The organism is Paenibacillus sp. CAA11, assembly GCF_003060825.1.
Taxonomy (GTDB): domain Bacteria; phylum Bacillota; class Bacilli; order Paenibacillales; family Paenibacillaceae; genus Fontibacillus.
In genome coordinates, this window is record NZ_CP028922.1 from 2,101,771 (window position 1) to 2,125,493 (window position 23,723).

Sequence of the window (23,723 nt, forward strand, 5' to 3'; positions counted from 1 at the left end):
GTCAGTTTTGAGAGCTCAAACTCTCAGGACTGTCGCTTCCAGAACTTGCTTGTAGTTAAGTGAGTATGGATGTGATAAGATGATCTTCCGGCTGATTAAGCTGGCAGGTTGACAGAAATTTTGAACAGCACCTCAAGGTGATTGTCCCAAAATTTCGTCCTTGATCCTTGAAAACTGGATAACGAAACGAAATTGCGTTTTAGAAACATCTCTTTAGCTGAAACTTGTGATCGAAGAGAACAAGTGAAGTGATAGCTACAGAGCGAGGTATTTTGGAGACGATCGATCCTTTGTGAGTGGGTTTCAACCTTGATTCATTTCAATCGAGAAACCAAGGAACAACAGAGCGTATCGGCCCAAAATCCGAGCGATTAGGTTAAGCTATTAAGAGCACACGGAGGATGCCTAGGCGCTAGGAGCCGAAGAAGGACGTGGCGAACAACGATACGGCCTCGGGGAGCTGTAAGCAAGCTTTGATCCGGGGATGTCCGAATGGGGAAACCCGGCTGGTGTAATAGCCAGTCACTCATACCTGAATACATAGGGTGTGAAGAGGCAGACCAGGGGAACTGAAACATCTAAGTACCCTGAGGAAGAGAAAACAAGAGTGATTCCGTCAGTAGCGGCGAGCGAACGCGGAACAGCCTAAACCAGAGAGCTTGCTCTCTGGGGTTGTGGGACGTCTCACATGGAGTTACAAAGGAACAGGTTAGTTGAAGAGGTCTGGAAAGGCCCGCCAGAGAAGGTAAAAGCCCTGTAGGTGAAAATGTGTTCCCTCCGAGACGGATCCCGAGTAGTGCGGGGCACGTGAAACCCCGTATGAATCTGCCAGGACCATCTGGTAAGGCTAAATACTCCCTAGCGACCGATAGCGAAGCAGTACCGTGAGGGAAAGGTGAAAAGCACCCCGGAAGGGGAGTGAAACAGAACCTGAAACCGTGTGCTTACAAGAAGTCAGAGTCCTCTATATGGATGATGGCGTGCCTTTTGTAGAATGAACCGGCGAGTTACGTTCCCGTGCAAGGTTAAGGTGAAGAGCCGAAGCCGCAGCGAAAGCGAGTCTGAATAGGGCGAGTTGAGTACGTGGGCGTAGACCCGAAACCGTGTGATCTACCCCTGTCCAGGGTGAAGGTGCGGTAACACGCACTGGAGGCCCGAACCCACGAACGTTGAAAAGTTCGGGGATGAGGTGGGGGTAGCGGAGAAATTCCAATCGAACTCGGAGATAGCTGGTTCTCCCCGAAATAGCTTTAGGGCTAGCCTCGGAAGAAAAGAGTCGTGGAGGTAGAGCACTGATTGGGTGCGGGGCCCGCCAAGGGTTACCAAGCTCAGTCAAACTCCGAATGCCATGGACTCATATCCGGGAGTCAGACAGTGAGTGCTAAGATCCATTGTCAAAAGGGAAACAGCCCAGACCATCAGCTAAGGTCCCCAAGTGTGTGTTAAGTGGGAAAGGATGTGGAGTTGCACAGACAACCAGGATGTTGGCTTAGAAGCAGCCACCATTTAAAGAGTGCGTAATAGCTCACTGGTCGAGTGACTCTGCGCCGAAAATGTAACGGGGCTAAACACACCACCGAAGCTATGGCTTGAATCGACTTCACTGCTTCTTTGAGGCGTGGAGCCTGAGAGTGACATTTTGGCCGAAGACAGACCTTATGAGGGTCTGAGGCTAAATGCTCTCCAGGGGATAGACACACTTCGAAGGCGGAGTGAAGTCGATTCAGGGGTAGGGGAGCGTTGTATGTAGGTTGAAGGTGTACCGTAAGGAGCGCTGGACAGCATACAAGTGAGAATGCCGGTATGAGTAACGAAAAGATCAGTGAGAATCTGATCCGCCGAAAGCCTAAGGGTTCCTGAGGAAGGTTCGTCCGCTCAGGGTAAGTCGGGACCTAAGGCGAGGCCGAAAGGCGTAGTCGAAGGACAACAGGTGGAAATTCCTGTACCACCGTAAACCGCTATGAGCGATGGGGTGACGCAGCAGGGTAGTGACGCGGACTGATGGATGTCCGTCCAAGCAGTGAGGCTGGTGTGTAGGCAAATCCGCACACTTTAAGGCTGGGCTGTGATGGGGAGTGAAAATTACAGTAGCGAAGGTCATGATCTCACACTGCCAAGAAAAGCCTCTAGCCAGGTGAAGGTGCCCGTACCGTAAACCGACACAGGTAGGCGAGAAGAGAATTCTAAGGCGCGCGGAAGAACTCTCGTTAAGGAACTCGGCAAAATGACCCCGTAACTTCGGGAGAAGGGGTGCCTCGGTAGGGTGAATAGCCCGAGGGGGCCGCAGTGAAAAGGCCCAAGCGACTGTTTAGCAAAAACACAGGTCTGTGCGAAGCCGCAAGGCGAAGTATACGGGCTGACGCCTGCCCGGTGCTGGAAGGTTAAGGGGAGCGGTTAGGAGTAATCCGAAGCTGTGAACCGAAGCCCCAGTAAACGGCGGCCGTAACTATAACGGTCCTAAGGTAGCGAAATTCCTTGTCAGGTAAATTCTGACCCGCACGAATGGCGTAACGACTTGGGCGCTGTCTCAACGAGAGATCCGGTGAAATTTTAATACCTGTGAAGATGCAGGTTACCCGCGACAAGACGGAAAGACCCCATGGAGCTTTACTGCAGCTTGATATTGGACTTTGATACGATTTGTACAGGATAGGTGGGAGCCTAAGAAGCCGGAGCGCCAGCTTCGGTAGAGGCGACGTTGGGATACCACCCTGATCGTATCGGAGTTCTAACCTGGTACCGTGAACCGGTGCGGGGACAGTGTCAGGTGGGCAGTTTGACTGGGGCGGTCGCCTCCTAAAGAGTAACGGAGGCGCCCCAAGGTTCCCTCAGAATGGTTGGAAATCATTCGAAGAGTGCAAAGGCAAAAGGGAGCTTGACTGCGAGACTGACAAGTCGAGCAGGGACGAAAGTCGGGCTTAGTGATCCGGTGGTACCGCATGGAAGGGCCATCGCTCAACGGATAAAAGCTACCCTGGGGATAACAGGCTTATCTCCCCCAAGAGTCCACATCGACGGGGAGGTTTGGCACCTCGATGTCGGCTCATCGCATCCTGGGGCTGAAGTAGGTCCCAAGGGTTGGGCTGTTCGCCCATTAAAGCGGTACGCGAGCTGGGTTCAGAACGTCGTGAGACAGTTCGGTCCCTATCTGTCGTGGGCGTAGGAAATTTGAGAGGAGCTGTCCTTAGTACGAGAGGACCGGGATGGACGCACCGCTGGTGCACCAGTTGTTCCGCCAGGAGCACAGCTGGGTAGCTAAGTGCGGAAGGGATAAGCGCTGAAAGCATCTAAGCGTGAAGCCCCCCTCAAGATGAGATTTCCCGAGTTAGTAAGACCCCTTGAAGACGACGAGGTAGATAGGCTGGGGGTGGAAGTGCAGTAATGCATGGAGCTGACCAGTACTAATCGGTCGAGGGCTTATCCTAAAATGACCCCACAAAGTGAAGAAGAGGCTTCGAGGCTGATTCCGAATACTTTGCGGGAACCCCGAGAAGATCTAAATCACAATTTCGTTTCGTATCCAGTTTTCAGGTGATCAAACATCTGAACAATTGTGGGTTGATATCATGATTTGATATTTACTCGCAGGCTGTTTTTGAAGGTGGGTTATTTTCCTTGATGAATTTCAGGGAGCGATAGCGACCGGAAAAAACCTGTTTGGTGGCGATAGCGGAGGGGTTCCACACGTACCCATCCCGAACACGACCGTTAAGCCCTCCAGCGCCGATGGTACTTGGACCGCAGGGTCCTGGGAGAGTAGGACGCCGCCAAGCGAATATAAAGAGCATTGCTGATATTACATCAGCGATGCTCTTTTTTTGCTGCTATTGCAGCTAAGTTGACAACAACTTCTTCTTTTGTAACACTTTACTTATACTACATTCATAATTATTATTGAACAATTACATATTTGTGAAAGCGAGGGACACCAGTGGAGATAAGAAATCTGTTACCAGAGGAAATTGACAAAAGCTTGGATCTGTCGGAATATGCCTTTCAATATAAATTAACAGAAGAGGCTAGGAATCAGCGAAGGGATACCTATAAGCTAGATTGTGCTTGGGGAGTATTTGAGGAGGGGCAGATGCAGGCCAAGCTGCATTTATTTCCATTCCAAACCTATGTTCAAGGCAAAATCTACGAAATGGGGGGAATTGCGGGGGTAGCCACATGGCCGGAGAATCGGCGTAAGGGTCATGTTCGGGCTCTCATTAATCACGCTTTACGCGTAATGAATGAGAAAGGCCAATGGTTATCTTTGCTTCATCCTTTCTCCATACCGTTCTATCGGAAGTTCGGATGGGAGGTCCTGACAGAAGTAAAGCGCTACACCTTGTATACAGCTGAATTTCCAGAAAAAAAGGAAACGGAAGGTGTAGTCCGCAGAGATGTACAGCATGTGGAACATCTGGACCAAGTTTATCAGCAATTCGCTCAGAACTATAGTGGCATGCTGGTCCGCAGTGAGTCCTGGTGGAAGGATTCCGTATTAGACGAGGAGATTCATAATGCTGTTTATTATTCTAAAGAGGGCCATCCCGAAGGATACCTATTATACAAACTAGAGAATAAAGAACTCATAGCAGATGAATTTGTCTTCCTTCATGAGACGGCACGGACTGCGCTATGGACGTTTTTGGCTAACCATGATTCCAGGGTTAACAAGATAACCGTTATGAATGTGCCGCAGGATGATATATTCCCTTTCCTTTTGGCAAATCCTAAAATAAGCCAAGAGATCTCACCCTTATTTATGGCGCGAATTGTAAATGTTCAGCAGTTTGTTCAGCAGTATCCTTTTGTATCCGTGGGCCAAGAAGTAAATCTCACGATCCAGATTGAGGACCAAACGGCGGCCTGGAATCAAGGGAAATGGCAGCTTCGAGTTTCAGCGGAAGGAGAAGGGCTGCTTACCCCCGCTGCATCTTCGTCAGGTGAGCCGGACATTCTATTAAACATTAATTCGTTAACAGCCTTGTTAATTGGTTATATGCGTGCTGAAGTGCTATTCCGGAGCGGTAAATTAACGGGAAGTGAAGAGGCTGTTCAGCTCATAGACAAGGTTCTGCCTCATAAGCCAACCGCCTTCTTAGATTATTTTTAAAAATGACCTCACAAAATACTCTCTTATTTTATGAAGAGAGTATTTTTCTTTGGACTATAGATTGTGGTATACTCTCCAACGAAAACGCATCCATTGAATAGGAGGGCTCTGCAGATGCAATACAGGAAGTTAGGCAATACAGGACTCAAAGTCTCTGAAATCGGTTACGGAGCCTGGGGCATTGGCAATAGCGGCTGGCAGGGCGCTGAGGATGAGGAGTCACTTCGGGCTCTTCACCGAGCGGTGGATTTAGGACTGACATTTATTGATACGGCTCTAGTCTATGGAGATGGCCATAGCGAGAGGCTAGTAGGCCAAGTGGTCCGAGAGCGAAGTGAGCGCATTTATGTAGCTTCTAAAATTCCACCAAAAAATATGAAATGGCCGGCTCCTTCAGGAATTCATGTAAATGATGCCTTTCCTGCTGAACATGTTATACGCTGTACCGAGCAGAGCCTAAGCAATCTAGGGCTAGATACTATTGACGTACAGCAGTTTCACGTATGGAGTGATGAATGGGTAGGACAGGGAGATTGGTTGGAGGCTGTACTGAAGCTCAAAGAGCAAGGGAAAATTCGCAGCTTCGGCATATCGGTAAATGACAATGAACCTACGAATGTCTTAGAGCTGATTGAGACCGGGCTCATTGATACTGTTCAAGTTATCTATAATCTCTTCGAACAAATTCCAGAAGATGAGCTGCTGCCGCTCTGTGAGAAGCACCAGGTGGGCGTTATCGTAAGGGTTCCGTTTGATGAAGGAGGCTTGACCGGGCGAATCGACACAAATACTACTTTTCCTGAAGGAGATTTTCGTAACCACTATTTTCGAGGGGATCGAAAAGAGCAAGTTGTCGAACGGGTTCAGGGCATTGTGAGGGATATGGAAATCGACTTGAATGACCTGCCAGAACTTGCGCTGCGATATATTCTAAGCCATCCTGCTGTCTCGACGGTGATTCCGGGAATGCGTTCCCTTAGAAATGTTGAGAGAAACTGTGCGGTGAGCGATGGCAGGCTGCTTACGGGGGAACAGCTTCAGAAGCTGCATCGTCATCGGTGGGTGCGGAACTTTTATAAATGATTGATGATAATTAATTTCTAATCTTAAGGAGGCAATCTATATGGAATATTCATATCTGGGCCGGTCAGGTTTGAAGGTCAGCCGTTTATGCTTAGGAACGATGAACTTTGGGCCGGAAACCGAGGAGAAGGAAGCATTCAAGATTATGGATGCGGCGCTGGATGCAGGCATTAACTTTTTTGATACAGCAAATGTCTATGGCGGTAAGGACCATCCCGGCTGGACAGAAGAGATCATCGGAAGATGGTTCAAGCAGGGCGGGGGACGCCGCGAGAAAGTCGTTCTGGCTACCAAAGTATATGGTACTATGCAGGATGAGCTCGGCCCTAATGCGGAACGCGGATTATCTGCGTATAAGATTAGACGTCACCTGGACGGCTCGCTTCAGCGATTGCAAACCGATCATATTGAGCTTTACCAGATGCACCATATAGATCGCAACGTATCCTGGCAGGAGATTTGGGGCGTATTCGAGTCTTCCGTGAACCAAGGCAAAATTGGTTATGTGGGATCGAGTAATTTTGCAGGCTGGCATATTGCCGTTGCCCAGGCGGAGGCCAAAGCGCGCAATTTCCTTGGCCTTGTCTCCGAGCAGCATCTATATAATCTGCTTCAGAGAACGGCAGAGCTCGAAGTTCTTCCTGCGGCGAAGGAACTCGGACTAGGAGTGATCCCTTGGAGCCCATTGTCCGGAGGTTTGCTCGGACGTAATGCATTAGCAGGAACAGGCTCCCGAAGCGCTCGCGCTAAAGAAGGTGTGGAGAAGCACCGCACCCAGCTTGAACAATACTCCGAGCTGTGTAAAGAGCTTGGTGAGAAGGAAGATGTGGTGGCTCTGGCATGGGTGCTGTCCAATCCAGCGGTAACTGCCCCTATTATAGGGCCGCGTACGCTAGAGCAGCTTGAGGCATCTTTAAGAGTACCTGAAGTTCAGCTGACTGAGGATGTGCTCAAGAAGCTAGACGAGATTTTCCCTGGCCCCGGTAAACCAGCACCAGAAGCCTACGCTTGGTAATTAAGAACCAATAATGATATCAGAGGAAGCCCGCCTTGAATTTTTGATTCAAAGGCGGGCCTCTTGTTGGTGATACAGATGCTACTTAGGCTTATCTGCAATAAATACGGCATAGTTGAGTTCACGTTCATGCTCGCGAATAAACGTGTGGTTGCGTTCAAGAAAACGTATAACACGTTCATCATTCAGTGCTTCCACATCGATCATTTGATTGTAGTCAGCATAGGTGCTCTGAAACAGGCTGGAACTGAATGTGGAATGCGTATCCTCACCCGCCCAGATCGAAATCGGAGCAAAGTGGTTATTTTCAAAATACTGAACCCATTCTCCCAGCAGAGGAAGAACTCTTACATTGTACAGATCATTCATTTTCTGCTCAAGCAAATGATTCTTTCTTCGAGAGAACCACTCTCGATCCAGCAATCTTCCCCCCGGCTTCAATACCCGGTAATATTCCTGAATTGCTTGCTCCGGTTGTACAAAGATCGTAACAGATTCAATAAACAGGTAGTCAAAGCTATGGTCTTCAAAGGGTAGGCAGGCAGCATCGCCATGTACCCATTGAACTTCTACGGCTTCTCTTTTTGCCCGAGAGCTTGCTTTGGCCAGCATTTTCCGGTTTAGATCCAAACCGGTGACCTCGCAGCCTAGTTTGGCTAAATGGCAAGCGGTACGTCCTGTTCCGCAGCCAATTTCAAGTACTCTGGATTTGGGATGTAAGGGGTAACGCTCCAGCAGCCGCGCAGTTCCTCCGAACCCTCCAGGATGCGCGGCCCCTTCGCCCAAGTGTGCGAGAATATCTGAATAATTCACCAACAGCCCTCTTTTCTCTGATTCATGTAACTAATGTGTATGGGCAGGAGCATCATTAACTTATTGGTCGCTTCCGAATATAATGGACCATCTATGATTTCGGAAGGGAGGGATAAATGTGCAAATGATTTATCCGGTGACCAAAGAATCCTGCATGTCGCACATTGGCAAGCGTGTTTGTGCCGTTCTTCACGATGGGACACAATGGGTAGGGGTGTTAAGTGGAGTTACCGACAGAGGTCTTCAATTTAACGGAGATATGTCTCATGCAGCTGTCACCTCCAAAAAACAATCCCAGACAAACAAGCAGACTCAGCCAAAGGGGAAACTCAAAAAGGCTAAGACTCAAGCATTAGGCTATAATGCAGCGGAGAACGGTGGGAATTATAACTATGGAGGGTACGGTGATAACGCAGGAACAGCTTTTTGGCTGGATTGGGCGGCGATAGCGCTATTATTCCTACTGCCTTTCTTCTGGATCTAATCCTGAATTATACTAGCGATAGGTGTAGACTTATCGCTTTTTTATCTGTCCAGTATCAGCTTCTCCGGTCTTTTTATCCCGTTAATATATATACATGAAGTAGCGGCAAATCATGCGCTTAATTATGGTTCAGGAGGGGAAATATGCTGGACAAATTTGAAATTCGGGAGAGACATGTGGAAGAGGCTGGGGAAGAGCTTTACGTATATCAAAATGATCTTCGACGTTTAAGCGGACTTCCACAGCTTCATCCTTTGTTCAAGGAGCTGTCGAGTCATCCGGGCGGCCTCGAGACAGCCTGGACCCATATGCGCCTTCAATTGTATCATCCTGAGACTAAGCTCCTAATTCATCAGCTGCAGCAGCCATACCTCTCTTGTCATCCTCCACGGATTGACTGGCGCGGTATGTATGGGCCAAGACAATTCGAGAACCTGAGAGGGGTTATTCAAGGTTTTCTTACAGCGAATTGCCGACTGCTGTTTTTCGTCACGGCATGGCTTGAAGGTGAACTTTCTTACAACTTGATTTTAAGGAAGCAAGGGAGTTTTGGCCTGCAAATCACTCAGCCTTCGCTCAGCCTCCAAAAGATGAAATTCATCGATATATCTGAAACCGCTTTACCGCTGCGTATGCTTTTTGATGAAATCATGGCTGCTTACGAGACGACGGCGCTGCCTTGTGATTATTTAGCTCTGGCCAGCTTTCCCGACTTCTTAACTATTAATTGGGCTTACTTGAAGCAAGAAATTCAAGGGGAAGAATATCGGACATGGAGAAATAAGCTTATACAAGATACAAAGCAGGCGGTTCAGCGGTTCTCATGGAGAGAAGAAGACGGGATTAATGAGGAGCCATCCGAATCTTTACAGAAGAAGCTATCAGACCATACAGAGGTGCATAGCATCTTAGTTCGCTATCAGCAGCAGCTCGCTTCATTGGTCCTGACTCATGGATTTTATAAGGAGGGCCTGGAGAGGTAGCTTATCGCATCAATACTGCAAGAATCTTGGGATTAGCATGCGCATCCAAATTTAATCTTGTCATGATTAGGCCGTTATGCATTTATAACGGCCTTTTTTTCGCAGCATGATGGACGAGCTAAAGTGTACAAGTTTTTTTATATCATCGTTATCAGATACATATTGAATCAAGCTATTAGAAGAAAATTGTAGAAAAAACGCCCAATTTACAAGAAAATGGGTTAACAATTAGTGGAAAAATCCAACAAAATGATATATCGTATTAAAAAACTACGAGAAAGCAGGGGATGCGTTTGAAAAGGTTAACATCTTGTGCCTTTGTTGTCTTGTTGTGCTTAAGCAGTGTGTTCTTAACCGGTTTTGAGCAAGCGAAGCACCCGGTCAAAGCGACCTGGGTTTGGGAGACGGATTTGATCCGGGACGGCGGCACCAGATTATTGAATTTTGCTTCTAAGCAAGGCGTGAATGTTTTGTATTTGAAGCTGGATCGGATGCTTCCAAACCAAGTGTACAGTGATTTTATCGCGGGCGCTTCCCGCAGAGGAATCGATGTATATGCTCTGGATGGTAAAGATGATTGGGCTTTACCGCAAAACCAGGGAGAATTAATAGCGCTTGCTAAGTGGGTTCAAGCTTATAATCAAGGCGTTTCTGCTGAGCAGCGCTTTAAAGGCATTCACCTAAGGATTGAAGCATATCGTCTGCCGGAATGGACGCAGAACGCTTCTAACATGACTTCTTCCTGGAAGGAGAATCTGCAAGCTTTTGTTCATGAGGTACGAGCTAGACAAGGAACTGCCCGAATGGAGTTAGGATTAGATCTTCCTTATTGGCTGCAGGATAACAGGCTGCCAGGCGGAGAAGCCACATTGAAATGGCTATTTGAAAGTTTTGACCATGTGGCAATTCTTGACTATCGGCTTGCGATTTATGGCAAGAACAGTATCATTGACGAGGCTCAGTATCCGGTTAAATTGGCATCAGACCTGGGGAGGCAGGTGCTAATTGCGATCAATACCGACCCGGTAACTACAGCAGAGGATCAAACTTTTGCGGGGAGCGATCCTCAGCTCATAGACGATGCCTTATGGGAAATTAATGATCAGTTCTCTTCATTCCGCGGCTTTAGCGGAGTAGCGGTTCACGACGTGAGCAGCTGGGCTGAGATGATGGGAGAGCCATTAGCGGTTCATGAACCGCCGGCTACCGTTCCTTCGCCAAGTCCAGATCCTGTCCCAACACCTGATCCTGTGCCAGCGCCTTTACCGGTGCCTGATCCCGCGCCAATTGATCGGACCGTTCCATTCCGGGGAACTTATATCTGGGAAGACCGGGCCGTAGTCAACCAAAGTGAAGAGGTGCTTTCGTTTGCCAAGCAAAAGAACATTAATTTGATCTACCTTCATATTGATATAGACCGCCCTTTCTCGGCCTATGCTCCTTTTATGAAAAAGGCTGCGGAAATGGGGATTGAAGTTCATGCTTTGGCAGGCAATGGGATTTATGTGTATGAAGAATACAGGCCGTGGATTGAGCGATTGATTAATTACGTGAAGGATTACAACCGATGGGCAGAACCCGAAGCGAGGTTTCATGGGATTCACTATGATATAGAGCCTTGGGTGCTCCCCGAGTGGAATACAAATAATGATCACATCATTGAGCTATGGGTCAACACAATGAGTTTCTTCATTGATGAAGTTAAGCGCGACTCGAACCTTCAAGTGAGTGTAGATCTCTCTGTCTGGCTCGATCGCTTCATGTATAAACGCGAAGGGATCTCGGTAACAAAGTGGTTTATTCAGCATATGGACCATGTCACCTTGATGGACTTCCGCAACTTCGCTGCCGGCAGCGGAGGCATGGCCGATATGGCTAAGGAAGAGCTGGCCATGGGAAATGAGCTGGGAACCCCAATCATATTGGGTGTTGAAACCAAACAGAATTTTGAATCGTCCTATGTTAGTTTTTACAGCTTAGGAAGCAGGGTTCTGGAACGTGAGTTGGCGAGGCTGCCGGAGCTGATGAAGAACGATCCCTCATACGCAGGCATTGCCGTTCACTCTTATGAATATTGGAGAGTATTGCGGCCTTAAGAAATTGAAAATTGGAACATGTAGAGGGGACAGGCTCAGAAATGCAGGGACGGACTGTCTTAATAATTATCCAAAATATTGAAAATGGTATATAATTTTTAGACATAAAGTAGCGAATCATCCAAGGTAGCAATATTTATTTTAGCGAGGGTAGAAGAAGGAATGGCCATATGTATAGAGTTCGAGCTTGCTTAAGATCCAGGGAACCGCAGCCGTATATAAATACGGCTCTTCTTAGTGATGAGAAGGAAGGCCTCGTCGGCTACGATACCGGAGGACTTCTTATGAAATGGGTGCAGGCTCCAGCAGCTGAAGCGTTGAAAATAAGTGTTAACAACATTCTAATTGGTGCAGGTTTGACAAGATGATGGAAAGGGGACGCGTGTTTTGCATCAGAAAATTATTATCAGGTGGGCAGTGGGGGAAGATGCTCCTGCTCTAGCAAAACTAAATATGAGCTTTAACAATGTCAGTAGAGAAGTAGCTAAAATCGAGGACAGCTTGAAGCGTTCTTCGGAGCTGGTTGCCATTGCTGAATTTGACGGAGTTCCTGCAGGATTTGCCTGTGCCCAAGCACATCAGTCATTTTGTTATGACGGCTCCGAGGCAGAGATTACGGAAATGTTTGTTGAGGAAGAATTTAGGCGTAACGGTATTGCTTCAAGGCTAATTGAATTTTTGGAGGATGGCCTACAGCAGCAGGGAGTCCAGTCCATCAAAATTCTGACGGGGCATAAAAATCAAACCGCCGTGATGACTTATGAAGCAGCCGGATATGTACAGGAACAGCATTTAGTTTTAGCAAAAACGCTATTTCAGGATAAACGGAACTAGGATGTAAGGTCAGCGTATTAATTGTTAGGCAATTGGAGGTTTTTATGAAAATCACGGTAACCCCGGTTTTAATTACAGAGAAATCAGTTCTGCGTAACTTGTTGGAGCTTTACAAGTATGATTTTAGCGAATTTGATCCAGAGGATGTTAATGAACACGGGTTATATGATTATCCTTATTTGGATTATTACTGGACGGAGGATGGCAGGCATCCCTTTTTTATCAAGGTAGATGGAAATCTCGCGGGGCTAGCGCTAGTACGGACAATCGACGGCATGTACGCGATGGCAGAGTTTTTTGTAATGAAAAAGTATAGATGTTCTGGTGTCGGCAGATATGCTGCAGGCTTCTTGTTTGATCAGTTTCCTGGTGAGTGGAAAGTTTCTGAACTTGATAGTAATTTTCCAGCTCAGGCCTTTTGGCGAAAAGTGATCGGCGAATATACCGCAGGCAGCTTTTATGAAATATGTGAAGCAGATTGGGATGGGCCTATCCAGCGCTTTAATTCGCTTCATAAGAAGCACATAAAGGAGTAGTTATTATGATGAACAGTACCACTACGGTAGCCGTGACGCTCCCGCTGCTCTATATGCTAGGCTACTTTGCAATAATCGGCGTGGGAATCTATGCGTTAATCCTATTTATTAAGCTCGCTCGCCGGGGAATCCGAGCCCTTGATATGTACATCGCAGAGAAGGAAGATGGGCAAAGCGTTTAGCGAACTTGTCAGCACCTGGATTTGGACGCTTAAGGCTGGATTTGAAATTAATAGAAAATGAATCGAGTATTACCTTCTATGATGGAATTTCCTTAACTCAATATTACGATTTAGCTAAAAGATGGAGTGAAATGTTATCAATCATTCACAGAGAAGTGTCTAAATATGTTAATGATGATAGTTTGTGCTTTGACGGTGAAGATTCAAACTTATTTCCAATCCTTTGCAATTTAACAGGTAATTACTATATTGATAAAGTTGCTTATACTAAGTACCTAAACCCCATTGGGTTTCAGATCATGATTAGCACCATACTTACAGAACGTCTGTCAACTGGGGAGGATGATTACTTGGGGTTAGAAGTAACTTTGTTTACAAAGTCTATAAATGCAAATTTTGAGGTTTGGGGTGTTGATAGTTCTGTAGTTTAGTATACATTAAAATTAATTAGAAAGAAGACAGATCATCATGGAGAATAATACTAAATCTTTGGGACAGGCTGATCTGCTAAGGTTGCTGGAATACAGAGTTTATTTCAATAATCCAAATCATGAATTCGGGCGCTTGGATGAGAGAGGTTATGCTGTAGAGGCTACTGGAGTCCAGAGTTTCAGGGAACTTCTATACGAGATGGAGTTTCTGATAAGCCCGTTTGATTGGAGAACTTGGTTGAACGGACAAGAGAAATTGAGGGATTTAGACCAGCCTATTGAAAAAGTACTTCAAACATTCGATATCGAGGATTTGAGAAAGCTAATGACTGCCTATATTAGAGGCGACAGATATGTGGAGGGGGCTTTTCTCAAAGCGTGTTCAACCGGGAAAATCGGCGCAATTCTTAACCGGATTGCAGAGCTGCTTGGATAAGGGGGGAATTATGGATTCAATTGAATATTTACAACTGACTGAAGATAATTTGGACTCCACCGGCTGCCATTGTATGAGAAGCATGAGTAAATATCCAGGATACGGCAACAAAAACCGATTCTTAACGTTAAGATTAGGGGAGGAGCTTAAGTACATCCATGCAAAGCAGGGGAAGAAATCCCTCGGGTTTATTGAGTATATTCCGGAGGAGTACTCTTGGAGAGTACTTCACGCCCCCAATTACTTAGTCATTCATTGTTTGTGGGTAAGCGAGACTGGACTAGGGCTGGGTACTCGGTTGATAGATCAGTGTATAGAAGATGCGAAGCGAAGGAATAAGGAAGGCGTGGTGGTAGTTACAAATAACGATACATCCTGGGCACCGAGCAAAGATATTTTTGTGAAAAAGGGGTTTGCTTGTGTTGGTAAAGCCCCGAACTCGTTCGAACTGTATGCTTATAAATTGGGAAGCGGACCAGATCCTTACTTTCCTAATAATTGGGCTGAGCGCCTGGCCCGATTCGGTCAGGGCTTGACCGTGCTTGTCTCAGGACAATGCCCTTATTTACATATTGCTGCAGAGAATGTGGTAAAAGTGGCTAAAGCAGCAGGGATGGATCCTGAGATGATAGAGCTCACGACTAGAGATCAGCTTATGGAGCTTTCGCCTACTCCTTATGGGGTGTATGGCGTTGTCTTTCAAGGGGAATTGATCAGCTACCATCGACTTACTTCACATTCAGTACTTAAACGAATTAAAGCCGTGCTATGACTTGTAATGGTCAAACGACTGATGAAACTTGGGAACACATGGACGGGGAGGTGAAGCTGAGATGAAGCAACGCTGCGGATGGGTGGATAAGGACCCGCTTTATATAGACTACCATGATCAGGAATGGGGAGTTCCCGAACATGATGATCTTAAGTTATTTGAACTTCTGATCTTGGAAGGGGCTCAGGCGGGATTAAGCTGGTACACAGTGCTTAAGAAGCGTGAGAATTACCGGGCTGCGTTCGATGGATTCGATCCGGTCAAGATAGCGGTTTATGATGCAGACAAAATGGAGGAACTGCTGCAAAATCCAGGCATAATTCGGAACCGCCTTAAAATCCAGGCTGCTGTAAATAACGCAAAAGCGTTCCTGCAAGTTGCTGAGGAATATGGGAGCTTTGATCAGTATATATGGTCGTTTGTGCAGCATAAGCCGATCATTAACCATTGGACAACCCTGGCAGAGGTGCCGGCACGAACTGAAATTTCGGATCAGATGAGCAAGGATTTGAAGAAGCGAGGATTCAGCTTTGTTGGCACAACTATTTGCTACGCCTTTATGCAGGCCACAGGTATGGTGAATGACCATATCACCGATTGCTTCCGTTATGGGCAATAGTATGAATTGGCACAGGCTGCTGCGATTGGCATGAGTAAGCCCAGGTGGACATGAGAGGATCAAGTTATATTCAGCATGATGGAGGGTGAGAAGGCGATTAGGCTTCATCCTTGATATATTTTTCATGGTGGGGGGAATGAATGATGAACGAGGATTTGGCTCAGGCAGTTAAAGCTGAGGTTCCTCTGCTCAGGAAGCTTGCAGAGCTTCGGGAAATTCACAAAGGCTATTCACCGGACCGGAAATTTGAAGCTGCAGCAGACGGAAGGCGTTACTTGCTAAGAATCTATGAGCAGAGGCTTGTTGCCAGAAAGCAAGAAGAATTCAAAATATTGCAGGAACTGCACGAACGCCATGATGTTAGATGTTCAAGACCTCTAGGGATAGGAATGCTCTCTGGACTGGGACTTGGATATATGCTGCTTACTTATATTGAGGGAGAAGATGCTGTCGATGAGCTTCCTAGGCTGTCGAAGGGGCAGCAGTATGACATTGGCTATGACGCTGGCAGTCAGTTAAGAAGAATGCACCAGATACAAGCACCGGACTCGGTCGCGGCTTCCTGGGCTCAGCGGAGCCTTGCCAAGCACCGCAAATATGTCGATGAGTACAGCCAGACAGAAACTAAGATTGAACGGGGTGACAGAGTCCTGGGGTTTATTGAGGAACATCTTCACCTCCTGCAGCACCGTCCGGTTAGCTTACAACATGATGACTTTCATACAGGGAATTTGATCATAAAAGATGGATGTCTGGCGGGGATCATCGACTTTAATCGGTTCGATTGGGGTGACCCCTATCAAGAGTTCATGAAGACTGGGATGTTCAGCTCGGAGGTCAGTATTCCATTTGCTGTCGGGCAGATTCGGGGGTATTTTCAGGGCCGTGAGCCTGATGAGCTGTTCTGGACGCTGTACTCTATGTATATTGCCATGTGCCTCATCTCGTCCGTAGTGTGGATTAAGAAGGTGAAGCCGGAAGAGACGGGGATTATGATGGAGAAAATTAATCGTGTTCTTGCTGATCACAATGATTTTCAAGCCGTGATTCCACAGTGGTATAGTAACTATCAATAAAGAAATCAATGGATGACTTAATCAGGGAGAGGGCATAAGATGCAGATTAGACCTTATCAACCGGAGGATCATTTGCAGCTGGTTCAGATCTGGCGGGAAGCCGTGCAGAAGACCCATCATTTTTTAAGCAAAGAGGATTTTAATCATTATGAACAAATCGTTAGCGCATATGCCTTTACTTCCTGCGATATTTGGGTTGCCCAAGGTGAACTCGGACAGCCTGTAGGCTTTATAGGGTTAAGCCACGATAAAGTGGAGATGCTCTTCGTGGACCCCAAGTATCATGGACAGGGAATTGGAAGGAACTTGTTGAATCATGCATATAGCCTCTGTGGGGCGGGACTGAAGGTGGATGTGAACGAACAAAATTCTCCGGCCCATCAATTTTATAAGAAATATGGCTTTGTGGATATCGGCAGATCTGCTCTTGATGAATCCGGACGTCCTTATCCGCTGATACATATGATGCTTCAACAAGAATAACAGCAAAGATAGGAGTAGACACCATGTTAAAATACAATCTTTGTCTGATCCGCCGCGCGGATGAGATCTTGCTCCTTAATCGTGAGAAGTCAAGCTGGATGGGCTGCTGGAACGGGATCGGGGGGAAGTTGGAACCGCGGGAGTCTCCAAGAGACTCCATGGTGCGAGAGATGTCCGAGGAGACGGGAATCATAGAATGCGATCTTCATTTTAAAGGAATTGTCACCTGGAATGATGGGAGTGGGGGAATCGGCGGAATGTATGTCTATGTAGCTGAGGTGCCGGAGAACTTCGATTATGCTGCCCCGATCAAGACGCGGGAGGGCATTCTTGACTGGAAAAAAGTAACTTGGGTGCTGGATCCCGAGAACCTCGGTATAGCTGCTAATCTGCCGAAGACGCTGAAGTTCTTGTTATATGATGAGCACTGCTATAATCATTATTGCATTTATCAAGGAAATGAACTCATACAGTGTACCCCATCGCTCCTTGCTCCGCAATTTGAGTGGGATCAAGAGCTGAGAAATGCTTATTTTGAGGAGTTTGCTCAAGGTGTAATTTAAGCCCTTTAACTAAGCTGGTTGAAGATGAAGATCCAATATATTAAGTAATCTAAGTGAGGAGTGGAACAGGCAATGCGTGAAGTTACATATAGAGAACTTGCTGCGGGAGAGGAAGCGCCTATGGAGCTGCTGCTTCTGGCAGATCCGTCGGAAAAATTGGTGAGAAAATACTTGGACGAAGGCCAATGTATCATTGCTGAGCTAGACAATGAGCTGATTGGAGAATTTGTGCTGCTGCCGCGAGCAGACCATACCCTAGAAATTATTAACGTTGCTGTCCGGGAACAATGGCAGGGACAGGGATACGGGAAGCAGCTTGTTAAGCAAGCTATTCTTATGGCCAAGCAGCGGAACATGAAGTGTATTGAAATCGGAACCGGAAATTCCAGCTTGAATCAGCTTAGATTATACCAACGCTGCGGCTTTGAAGTTTATACAGTCATCCGAAATTTCTTTGTGGATCATTACGAAGAAGAGATTATAGAGGATGGCATTCCCTGTAAGCATATGATACGGTTGCGGATGCAGCTTGAAGAAGAGTAGACGTAGAGTTCTCTTGTCTGACAAGCTGTGTGCCGTCTCCGAAGTGATCATGCTGCTGAATTTGTAAGAAGAACAATTCCATCAGATTTGATTAGAGGTGCATGTAGTTATCAGTTTTCTTTGGACAAGTCTGTGACCCCGAAGTTTAACGCTTTCGGGGTTTTATTATGATCTTCTTAAATTATCTTAAGAAATCATTAAGAAAATTCTCACAAGAACATGATCATTTCGTTAAGACAATTGCGGTAATTTTAGAATATTAAGTCATATCGAGAGGTGCAGAGAATTGAAAAAATGGAAATGGGTAATAGTTCTCCTATTGATACTATTAGCCGGGGGATATTTAACAGGTTATTACTTACATCATGAATGGAACTCGCAAAATAAAACCAACAAGCATGAAGCTCTACAAGAAGTTAAACCCGTTGAACAACTAAAGGATCATTATGATGTCATTGTAGTAGGGACTGATCCTGAGGGAATTGCAGCTGCGGTCTCCGCATCCCGAAACGGATTACAAACTTTATTGATTGAAAATAAGCCAAGAAATTTATTGGGTGGACTGGTCACACTTGGTTGGCTGAACAGTATTGATATGAACTGGGATAAGACCAAGGATAAAGTGAAGGCAAATGGTGTCTACGAGCATGATTATTTTAACAAAGGAATATTTAAAGAATGGTATGAACGAGTAGGCGGGCATTCGTTTAATGTGACTAACGCTGCCAATGCGTTCTATGAGCTTGTCGAAAAGGAGCCAAATATTGACTTGTTCATGACTGCTGATTCTGTAGAGCCTATTGTCATCAAGAAAGAAGGCGCGTCTGATAAGGTCACAGGCTTAAAGGTTAGATTGAAGGATGGAAGTGAAAAGACGGTTGAAGCTAGCTCAGTCATTGATGCAACGCAGGATGCTGACATTGCTGCAGCCTCAGGTGTTGAGTTTACAGTCGGCCGGGAGGATTTGGGAGATAAGCATTCCAGAATGGCAGTGACCTCTGTGTTCCGAATTAAAAATATGGATTCCGGCGTTTTGAAAAAAATGTTTGAACGACTGGATGCATCTGAGGATCCGGCTACAGGCGGAATGAATGGTCAGACCGCTTGGGGATATAATGAAGAGATGCAGAAGTATAAACCGGTAAATTATAAACGAACCGCGGTAAGAGGGCTAAACATTGGCATACAGGATGGAGATACAGCATTAATCAATGCTATGTATGTTTTTAATGTTGATGGACTAAGCAAATCTTCTAAGGAAGAGGCGATTGAAATCGCCCGCCAAGAAGCTCCACATATTGTGGCATATCTTAAAAAGGTAGTTCCTGAATTTAAAAATATCGAGTTTGATGATGTAGCTCCAGAACTCTATGTACGCGAAACTCGTCATATGGTAGGGCTTTATAGATTGAATATTATTGATCTATTGGAGAATCGGGATCAATGGGATCGTATCGCCTTTGGTTCCTACCCGGTAGATATTCAGAGAATCTCGCCGAGTGATTATGGTTCAGTAGTCCTTCAACCTCTCAAATATGCAGTTCCATTCAGAAGCTTGGTTCCTAAAAAGGTCGATGGTATTCTTGTCGTCGGGCGTTCGGCAAGCTATGATTCCCTGCCCCATGGCAGTGCCCGAGTCATACCGGTAGGAATGGCCGAGGGGGAAGCCGCTGGAGCTGCAGCGAAGCTGATTAAGGAGAAGGGAATAACTTACCGGGAGCTTGCTGCAGATCGCTCACTCATTGAAGAGCTTCAGCGGAGGTTGAATGCAGGTGGAATGGAACTTCAGCCTTATAAGGTCCGGCCGGAGAAATTCGCTGGACACAAAGCTTATGAGGGTCTTAAGGTGGCCGTATATATTGGTGCTGTTAATGGCGGCTATCATAATGTTCAAATTGATTTGGATAAGGCCAGTATGCCAAAGCGGATGCTTAATTTAATTAAAGCTGCGCAGCGAAAATACCCAGCTGCTTTCCCAGCTGATTTAAAAACGATAGTTCCAACTGATGATGATAAGCTGACACTCAATCAAGCTTGCTCTATGATTGAAGCTGCAGCTGGAATCAAAGCGAATCCGCAAGACCCTGCACAGACATTAGTCGACAAAGGTTTGCTCTCTCGTCAGACATTAGATTTGATCCAAAATTCAAGTCAATTGACGGATGGAGATACTTATATGATTCTTAAAGACGTTCTAAAGACAAACCTTAACCAAGAGATATCGGAAAAGGGAATAGATTTTTAAAACTATGACTTAAATTTGATATTTCTCATATAAAAACTGGTATGGTTTATCCTGCCAGTTTTTTATATATCGGCCATACTCACAATTTATCATTACAAAATATTAACTTTCCGGCTAGCAACTTTTCCCTTACGATATTCGTTAGTTAAGGTTAGTGATTATTGCATTATTAGAGAATCAGCTATAGGTTTCTATAGGACGATTAAGTAGAACGTTGAAGAGGTGTAGTATGTTAAAAAGATGGCACAAGCTTGTTATGTCAGTATTATTGATTGTGGGATTATGCGGAGGGTATTACGGATACAAAGAGTGGAAGCATCATCGGAACTACTCGCAGCCGGCAATGGAAGAGCTTGAGAAAGTCAGCACTGCCAAGTCTGTTAAGGATCAATATGATGTTATTGTCGTAGGGACTGATCCAGAAGGCATTGCAGCAGCTATATCGGCTTCCAGACAAGGTCTCCATACTCTTCTAATTGAGGATAAGCAGAGACCGATTCTTGGTGGATTGATGACACTTGGCTGGTTGAACAGCATTGACATGAATTGGGACTCTACGGGGAAATCTTCGGATTCTAAGAAAAAACCACATCCCGATTATTTAAATAAAGGAATATTCAAGGAATGGTACGAACGAGTGGGAGGCCATTCGTTTAATATAAATAACGCAGCTAACGCTTTTAATGAAATGGTCAAGCATGAGCAGAATCTTGATTTGTATATGTCTGCCAAAGCTATTGAGCCTATTGTCCAAAAGATTGATGGCTCTCCCCGTGTCACAGGGATTACAGCAACTTTGGCTGATGGATCTACTGAAAAGATTACAGCCAGCTCATTAATTGATGCCACACAGGATGCTGATATCGCAGCTGCCGCCGGAGTGAAGTTTACAGTTGGCCGGGAAGACTTGGGCGACAAGAACACGAAGATGGCGGTTACCGCTGTGTTCCGTATCAAGAATTTCGATGCATCGGTTTGGAAGGCCATGAAGCAGCGGATGCTATCCTCGGATAATTCGGCCGAAATGGGGATGAATCAAAGTACCGTATGGGGTTATAACAAGGAGATGAAGGGTTATCAGCCTGTGAACAAGGAGCGGACGGCTGTACGCGGGTTAAACCTTGGGAGACAGGGGAACGATACCGCACTAATCAATGCAATGTACGTTTTTGGTGTGGATGGCTTAAGCAAGGAATCTAAAGAAGAAGCCCTAAATTTAGCGCGCCAAGAGGCTCCGCATATTGTGAGCTATTTAAATAAGAAGATTCCTGAGCTTAAATCTGTGCAGTTTGATGCAGTAGCACCTGAGCTCTATATCAGAGAAACCCGTCATATGATCGGTCTTTATAGACTGAATATTATTGATCTGCTGGAGAACCGGGATCAGTGGGATCGTATTGCGTTCGGTTCCTACCCTGTTGATATTCAGAGAAGCACACCTAATGATCATGGTGCGATTGTCCTGCAGCCTGTCAAATATGCTGTTCCGTTTCGAAGTCTGGTTCCTCGGGATGTTGATGGGATCTTGGTCGTTGGCCGTTCGGCGAGCTATGATTCTCTTGCGCATGGAAGTGCCCGTGTCATCCCTGTTGGGATGGCGGAGGGTGAAGCAGCAGGGGCTGCAGCTAAGTTGATTAAGGAGAAAGGAATCACCTACCGCGAGCTAGCAGGCTCTCGCCCACTTATTGCGGAGCTTCAGGACCGATTAAATAAGGGTGGAATGGAGCTTGAGCCTTATTCCCTGCCGTTAGAGCCATATATGAAGCATAAGGACTATGCTGGTTTAAAAGCTGCAGTATATATTGGCGGCGCGAACGGGGGCTATCACAATCTCCACTTTCAATTGGATGATCCGAGTACTCTAGAGCGAATGGTTCAGATCATGAAGCTGGCGGCACGTAAATATCCAAAGGCATTCCCCGGAGATCTTCAACAGCTTAGCCAGCTGGCGAGAACAGAAGGGAAGAAAGCACTGACTCTTGATGATGCTTGCTATACAGTAGCATTAGTCTCTGGGCTTAAGATCGAGCGAGAAGAGGCAATGCATGAGCTTCTGGCAAAAGGATTCCTAAGCAACTCAACCGTCACTGCCATCTCTGATAGTAAGAAATTAACGAATGGAGAGAGCTACCTTATTTTAAAAGATGCACTAAACAAGCAGGCTGGCGTTGAGCTTCAGGAAATGGGCATCAAATTTTAAGATACTTGGAATTGACTCATAGGTGTAGTAAAGGCTAGAGGTGGATTATGATTTGGATTAATGGCGCCTTCGGATCTGGCAAGACAACGGCTGCATATGAGCTGCATCGCAGACTTCCCGGCTCTTATGTATATGATCCTGAACAGATAGGATATTTTATTCGCCGTAATGTTCCTGAAACAACTAAAATAGATGATTTTCAGGACTATCCAATGTGGCGGGAAATGAATTATTCCATGCTTCGATATATTGATTCCGCTTATAAGGGGCAGCTTATCATCCCGATGACTATTACCAACCCTAAGTATTTCGAGGAGATTGTGGGGAAATTGAGGGGAGATGGGATCGAAATTCATCACTTCGTACTGTTTGCTTCCAGGGAAACGCTGCTCAAGCGATTGCGATCGCGTGGTGAAGGAAGGAACTCCTGGGCAGCAAGTCAAATTGACCGTTGTCTGGAAGGGTTCAAGGATGAACGGTTCGAAGTTCTTCTGGATACAGATAACCTGTCTATTGACGAAGTGGTTAAGCAGATTGCCGGGATGAGCGGAGTTTCGCTGGCAGAGGACTCTAGGGGGAGAATGCGGAAGACATACGACCGACTGCTTACCAAGCTCAAGCATATCAACCTTCGCTAAAATAACTAGACCGTCAGCCTGAGTCAGGCTGACGGTCTTAAGTTAGAACAGTTTTTATTTTTCTATTTTTCTACATAGGACTTAAGCGCAAGAATCAATTTGGACCAGCCTTGTTCCATAGTCTCCCGTACCTGTGTGTGCGGTGCACCGAACTCCGTGGATTTGGAACTGTCCCAGCCGGAATGAATCAATGTTACTTCTGTGCCACCTTCGGCTTCTTCGATCTCAAATGCCAGGGTCCAGTCTTTCCCCCAGCGGAAGGCAAAGCGGCGCTCTGACTCGACCTCGGTTACTTCACAGGGAGACTTGCCGAATGCTGCGGCATTGAGATGAAACCGGTACCCTTCTATAGGCTCAAGGTCGTTTGGCATGAACCAGGCTCCTAGTCCTTCAGCCGTAGCCACCGCTTGCCAAACGTTCTCTTTTGAGCTGGCTATGGTAGTACGAAAACGGATTTCGGGAAGAGGGGAAAGCTTACTGCTATCTGTCATTAGTGCACCTCCATGATGTACCTTCCCAAAAGGGAAGGGTCGTTCCTCTCTAGTATACCTTAAGATTGACATTGTTTTCTTATTTCGATAAAATTA

Annotated in this window: 23 protein-coding genes and 2 rRNA genes; 23 read left to right on the forward strand and 2 right to left on the reverse strand. The window is 46.1% G+C overall.

The genetic code is table 11. From position 1 onward, the window contains the following. Positions 1–374 precede the first annotated feature (374 nt). From DCC85_RS09885 to DCC85_RS09905, 5 genes are all read left to right on the forward strand, one after another. Positions 375–3,425 (forward strand): 23S ribosomal RNA (locus DCC85_RS09885). Positions 3,426–3,656: 231 nt separating this feature from the next. After that, positions 3,657–3,773, forward strand: a 5S ribosomal RNA gene (gene rrf, locus DCC85_RS09890). Positions 3,774–3,931: 158 nt separating this feature from the next. Next, positions 3,932–5,104 carry a GNAT family N-acetyltransferase gene (locus DCC85_RS09895; RefSeq protein ID WP_108465441.1) on the forward strand — a complete coding sequence of 391 codons (1,173 nt, stop codon included), beginning with the start codon at positions 3,932–3,934 and terminating at the stop codon, positions 5,102–5,104. 114 nt (positions 5,105–5,218) lie between these two features. After that, entirely contained in the window at positions 5,219–6,187 is a 969-nt protein-coding gene (locus DCC85_RS09900; RefSeq protein ID WP_108465442.1) for an aldo/keto reductase, read from the forward strand. A gap of 40 nt (positions 6,188–6,227) precedes the next feature. Then, a complete protein-coding gene (locus DCC85_RS09905; protein ID WP_108465443.1) occupies positions 6,228–7,202 on the forward strand; it encodes an aldo/keto reductase in 975 nt (324 codons plus the stop codon). Between the two features lie 81 nt (positions 7,203–7,283). Here the strand turns inward: DCC85_RS09905 and DCC85_RS09910 are convergent, their stop codons facing one another. Continuing rightward, complete coding sequence (locus DCC85_RS09910; protein ID WP_159081837.1) at positions 7,284–8,015, reverse strand: class I SAM-dependent methyltransferase; 732 nt, start codon at positions 8,013–8,015, stop codon at positions 7,284–7,286. A gap of 118 nt (positions 8,016–8,133) precedes the next feature. Between DCC85_RS09910 and DCC85_RS09915 the strand changes: the two genes are divergently transcribed. The 18 genes from DCC85_RS09915 to DCC85_RS09995 all read left to right on the forward strand — a co-directional run bounded on the left by DCC85_RS09915 (position 8,134) and on the right by DCC85_RS09995 (position 23,136). Beyond that, positions 8,134–8,499: a hypothetical protein gene (locus tag DCC85_RS09915; RefSeq protein WP_108465445.1), complete on the forward strand. Its 366-nt coding sequence runs from the start codon at positions 8,134–8,136 to the stop codon at positions 8,497–8,499. A gap of 143 nt (positions 8,500–8,642) precedes the next feature. Then, complete coding sequence (locus tag DCC85_RS09920) at positions 8,643–9,482, forward strand: hypothetical protein (protein ID WP_108465446.1); 840 nt, start codon at positions 8,643–8,645, stop codon at positions 9,480–9,482. A 293-nt stretch (positions 9,483–9,775) separates the two neighbouring features. Further along, complete coding sequence (locus DCC85_RS09925; protein ID WP_108465447.1) at positions 9,776–11,578, forward strand: hypothetical protein; 1,803 nt, start codon at positions 9,776–9,778, stop codon at positions 11,576–11,578. A 170-nt stretch (positions 11,579–11,748) separates the two neighbouring features. Next, positions 11,749–11,946 carry a hypothetical protein gene (locus tag DCC85_RS09930; RefSeq protein ID WP_108465448.1) on the forward strand — a complete coding sequence of 66 codons (198 nt, stop codon included), beginning with the start codon at positions 11,749–11,751 and terminating at the stop codon, positions 11,944–11,946. An 85-nt stretch (positions 11,947–12,031) separates the two neighbouring features. Continuing rightward, positions 12,032–12,412, forward strand: a complete 381-nt coding sequence (locus tag DCC85_RS09935) for a GNAT family N-acetyltransferase (RefSeq protein WP_108467798.1) — start codon at positions 12,032–12,034, stop codon at positions 12,410–12,412. A 44-nt stretch (positions 12,413–12,456) separates the two neighbouring features. Next, positions 12,457–12,948 (forward strand): GNAT family N-acetyltransferase, encoded by a 492-nt coding sequence (locus tag DCC85_RS09940; RefSeq protein WP_108465449.1) that lies wholly within the window; start codon positions 12,457–12,459, stop codon positions 12,946–12,948. Between the two features lie 5 nt (positions 12,949–12,953). After that, a complete protein-coding gene (locus DCC85_RS22935; protein WP_159081838.1) occupies positions 12,954–13,130 on the forward strand; it encodes a hypothetical protein in 177 nt (58 codons plus the stop codon). A gap of 5 nt (positions 13,131–13,135) precedes the next feature. Then, a complete protein-coding gene (locus tag DCC85_RS09945) occupies positions 13,136–13,561 on the forward strand; it encodes a hypothetical protein (protein WP_108465450.1) in 426 nt (141 codons plus the stop codon). A 37-nt stretch (positions 13,562–13,598) separates the two neighbouring features. After that, positions 13,599–13,997 (forward strand): DUF6508 domain-containing protein, encoded by a 399-nt coding sequence (locus DCC85_RS09950; protein WP_108465451.1) that lies wholly within the window; start codon positions 13,599–13,601, stop codon positions 13,995–13,997. Between the two features lie 82 nt (positions 13,998–14,079). Next, entirely contained in the window at positions 14,080–14,769 is a 690-nt protein-coding gene (locus DCC85_RS09955) for a GNAT family N-acetyltransferase (protein ID WP_325048411.1), read from the forward strand. Positions 14,770–14,830: 61 nt separating this feature from the next. Next, entirely contained in the window at positions 14,831–15,388 is a 558-nt protein-coding gene (locus tag DCC85_RS09960) for a DNA-3-methyladenine glycosylase I (RefSeq protein ID WP_108465453.1), read from the forward strand. Between the two features lie 140 nt (positions 15,389–15,528). Further along, a complete protein-coding gene (locus DCC85_RS09965; RefSeq protein ID WP_108465454.1) occupies positions 15,529–16,464 on the forward strand; it encodes a phosphotransferase family protein in 936 nt (311 codons plus the stop codon). A gap of 39 nt (positions 16,465–16,503) precedes the next feature. Beyond that, positions 16,504–16,947 (forward strand): acetyltransferase, encoded by a 444-nt coding sequence (locus DCC85_RS09970; RefSeq protein ID WP_108465455.1) that lies wholly within the window; start codon positions 16,504–16,506, stop codon positions 16,945–16,947. A 23-nt stretch (positions 16,948–16,970) separates the two neighbouring features. After that, the gene (locus DCC85_RS09975) at positions 16,971–17,510 is read left to right on the forward strand and encodes an NUDIX hydrolase (RefSeq protein WP_108465456.1); all 540 of its coding nucleotides are present in this window, start codon (positions 16,971–16,973) and stop codon (positions 17,508–17,510) included. A gap of 72 nt (positions 17,511–17,582) precedes the next feature. Further along, positions 17,583–18,053: a GNAT family N-acetyltransferase gene (locus DCC85_RS09980; protein ID WP_108465457.1), complete on the forward strand. Its 471-nt coding sequence runs from the start codon at positions 17,583–17,585 to the stop codon at positions 18,051–18,053. 286 nt (positions 18,054–18,339) lie between these two features. Then, positions 18,340–20,298: an FAD-dependent oxidoreductase gene (locus DCC85_RS09985; RefSeq protein ID WP_108465458.1), complete on the forward strand. Its 1,959-nt coding sequence runs from the start codon at positions 18,340–18,342 to the stop codon at positions 20,296–20,298. Between the two features lie 229 nt (positions 20,299–20,527). Next, positions 20,528–22,498: an FAD-dependent oxidoreductase gene (locus DCC85_RS09990; protein ID WP_108465459.1), complete on the forward strand. Its 1,971-nt coding sequence runs from the start codon at positions 20,528–20,530 to the stop codon at positions 22,496–22,498. 47 nt (positions 22,499–22,545) lie between these two features. Next, positions 22,546–23,136: an AAA family ATPase gene (locus DCC85_RS09995; RefSeq protein ID WP_108465460.1), complete on the forward strand. Its 591-nt coding sequence runs from the start codon at positions 22,546–22,548 to the stop codon at positions 23,134–23,136. A gap of 62 nt (positions 23,137–23,198) precedes the next feature. On the opposite strand, the gene DCC85_RS10000 is transcribed toward DCC85_RS09995, so the two are convergent. Then, complete coding sequence (locus DCC85_RS10000; protein ID WP_108465461.1) at positions 23,199–23,627, reverse strand: SRPBCC family protein; 429 nt, start codon at positions 23,625–23,627, stop codon at positions 23,199–23,201. Positions 23,628–23,723 lie beyond the last annotated feature (96 nt).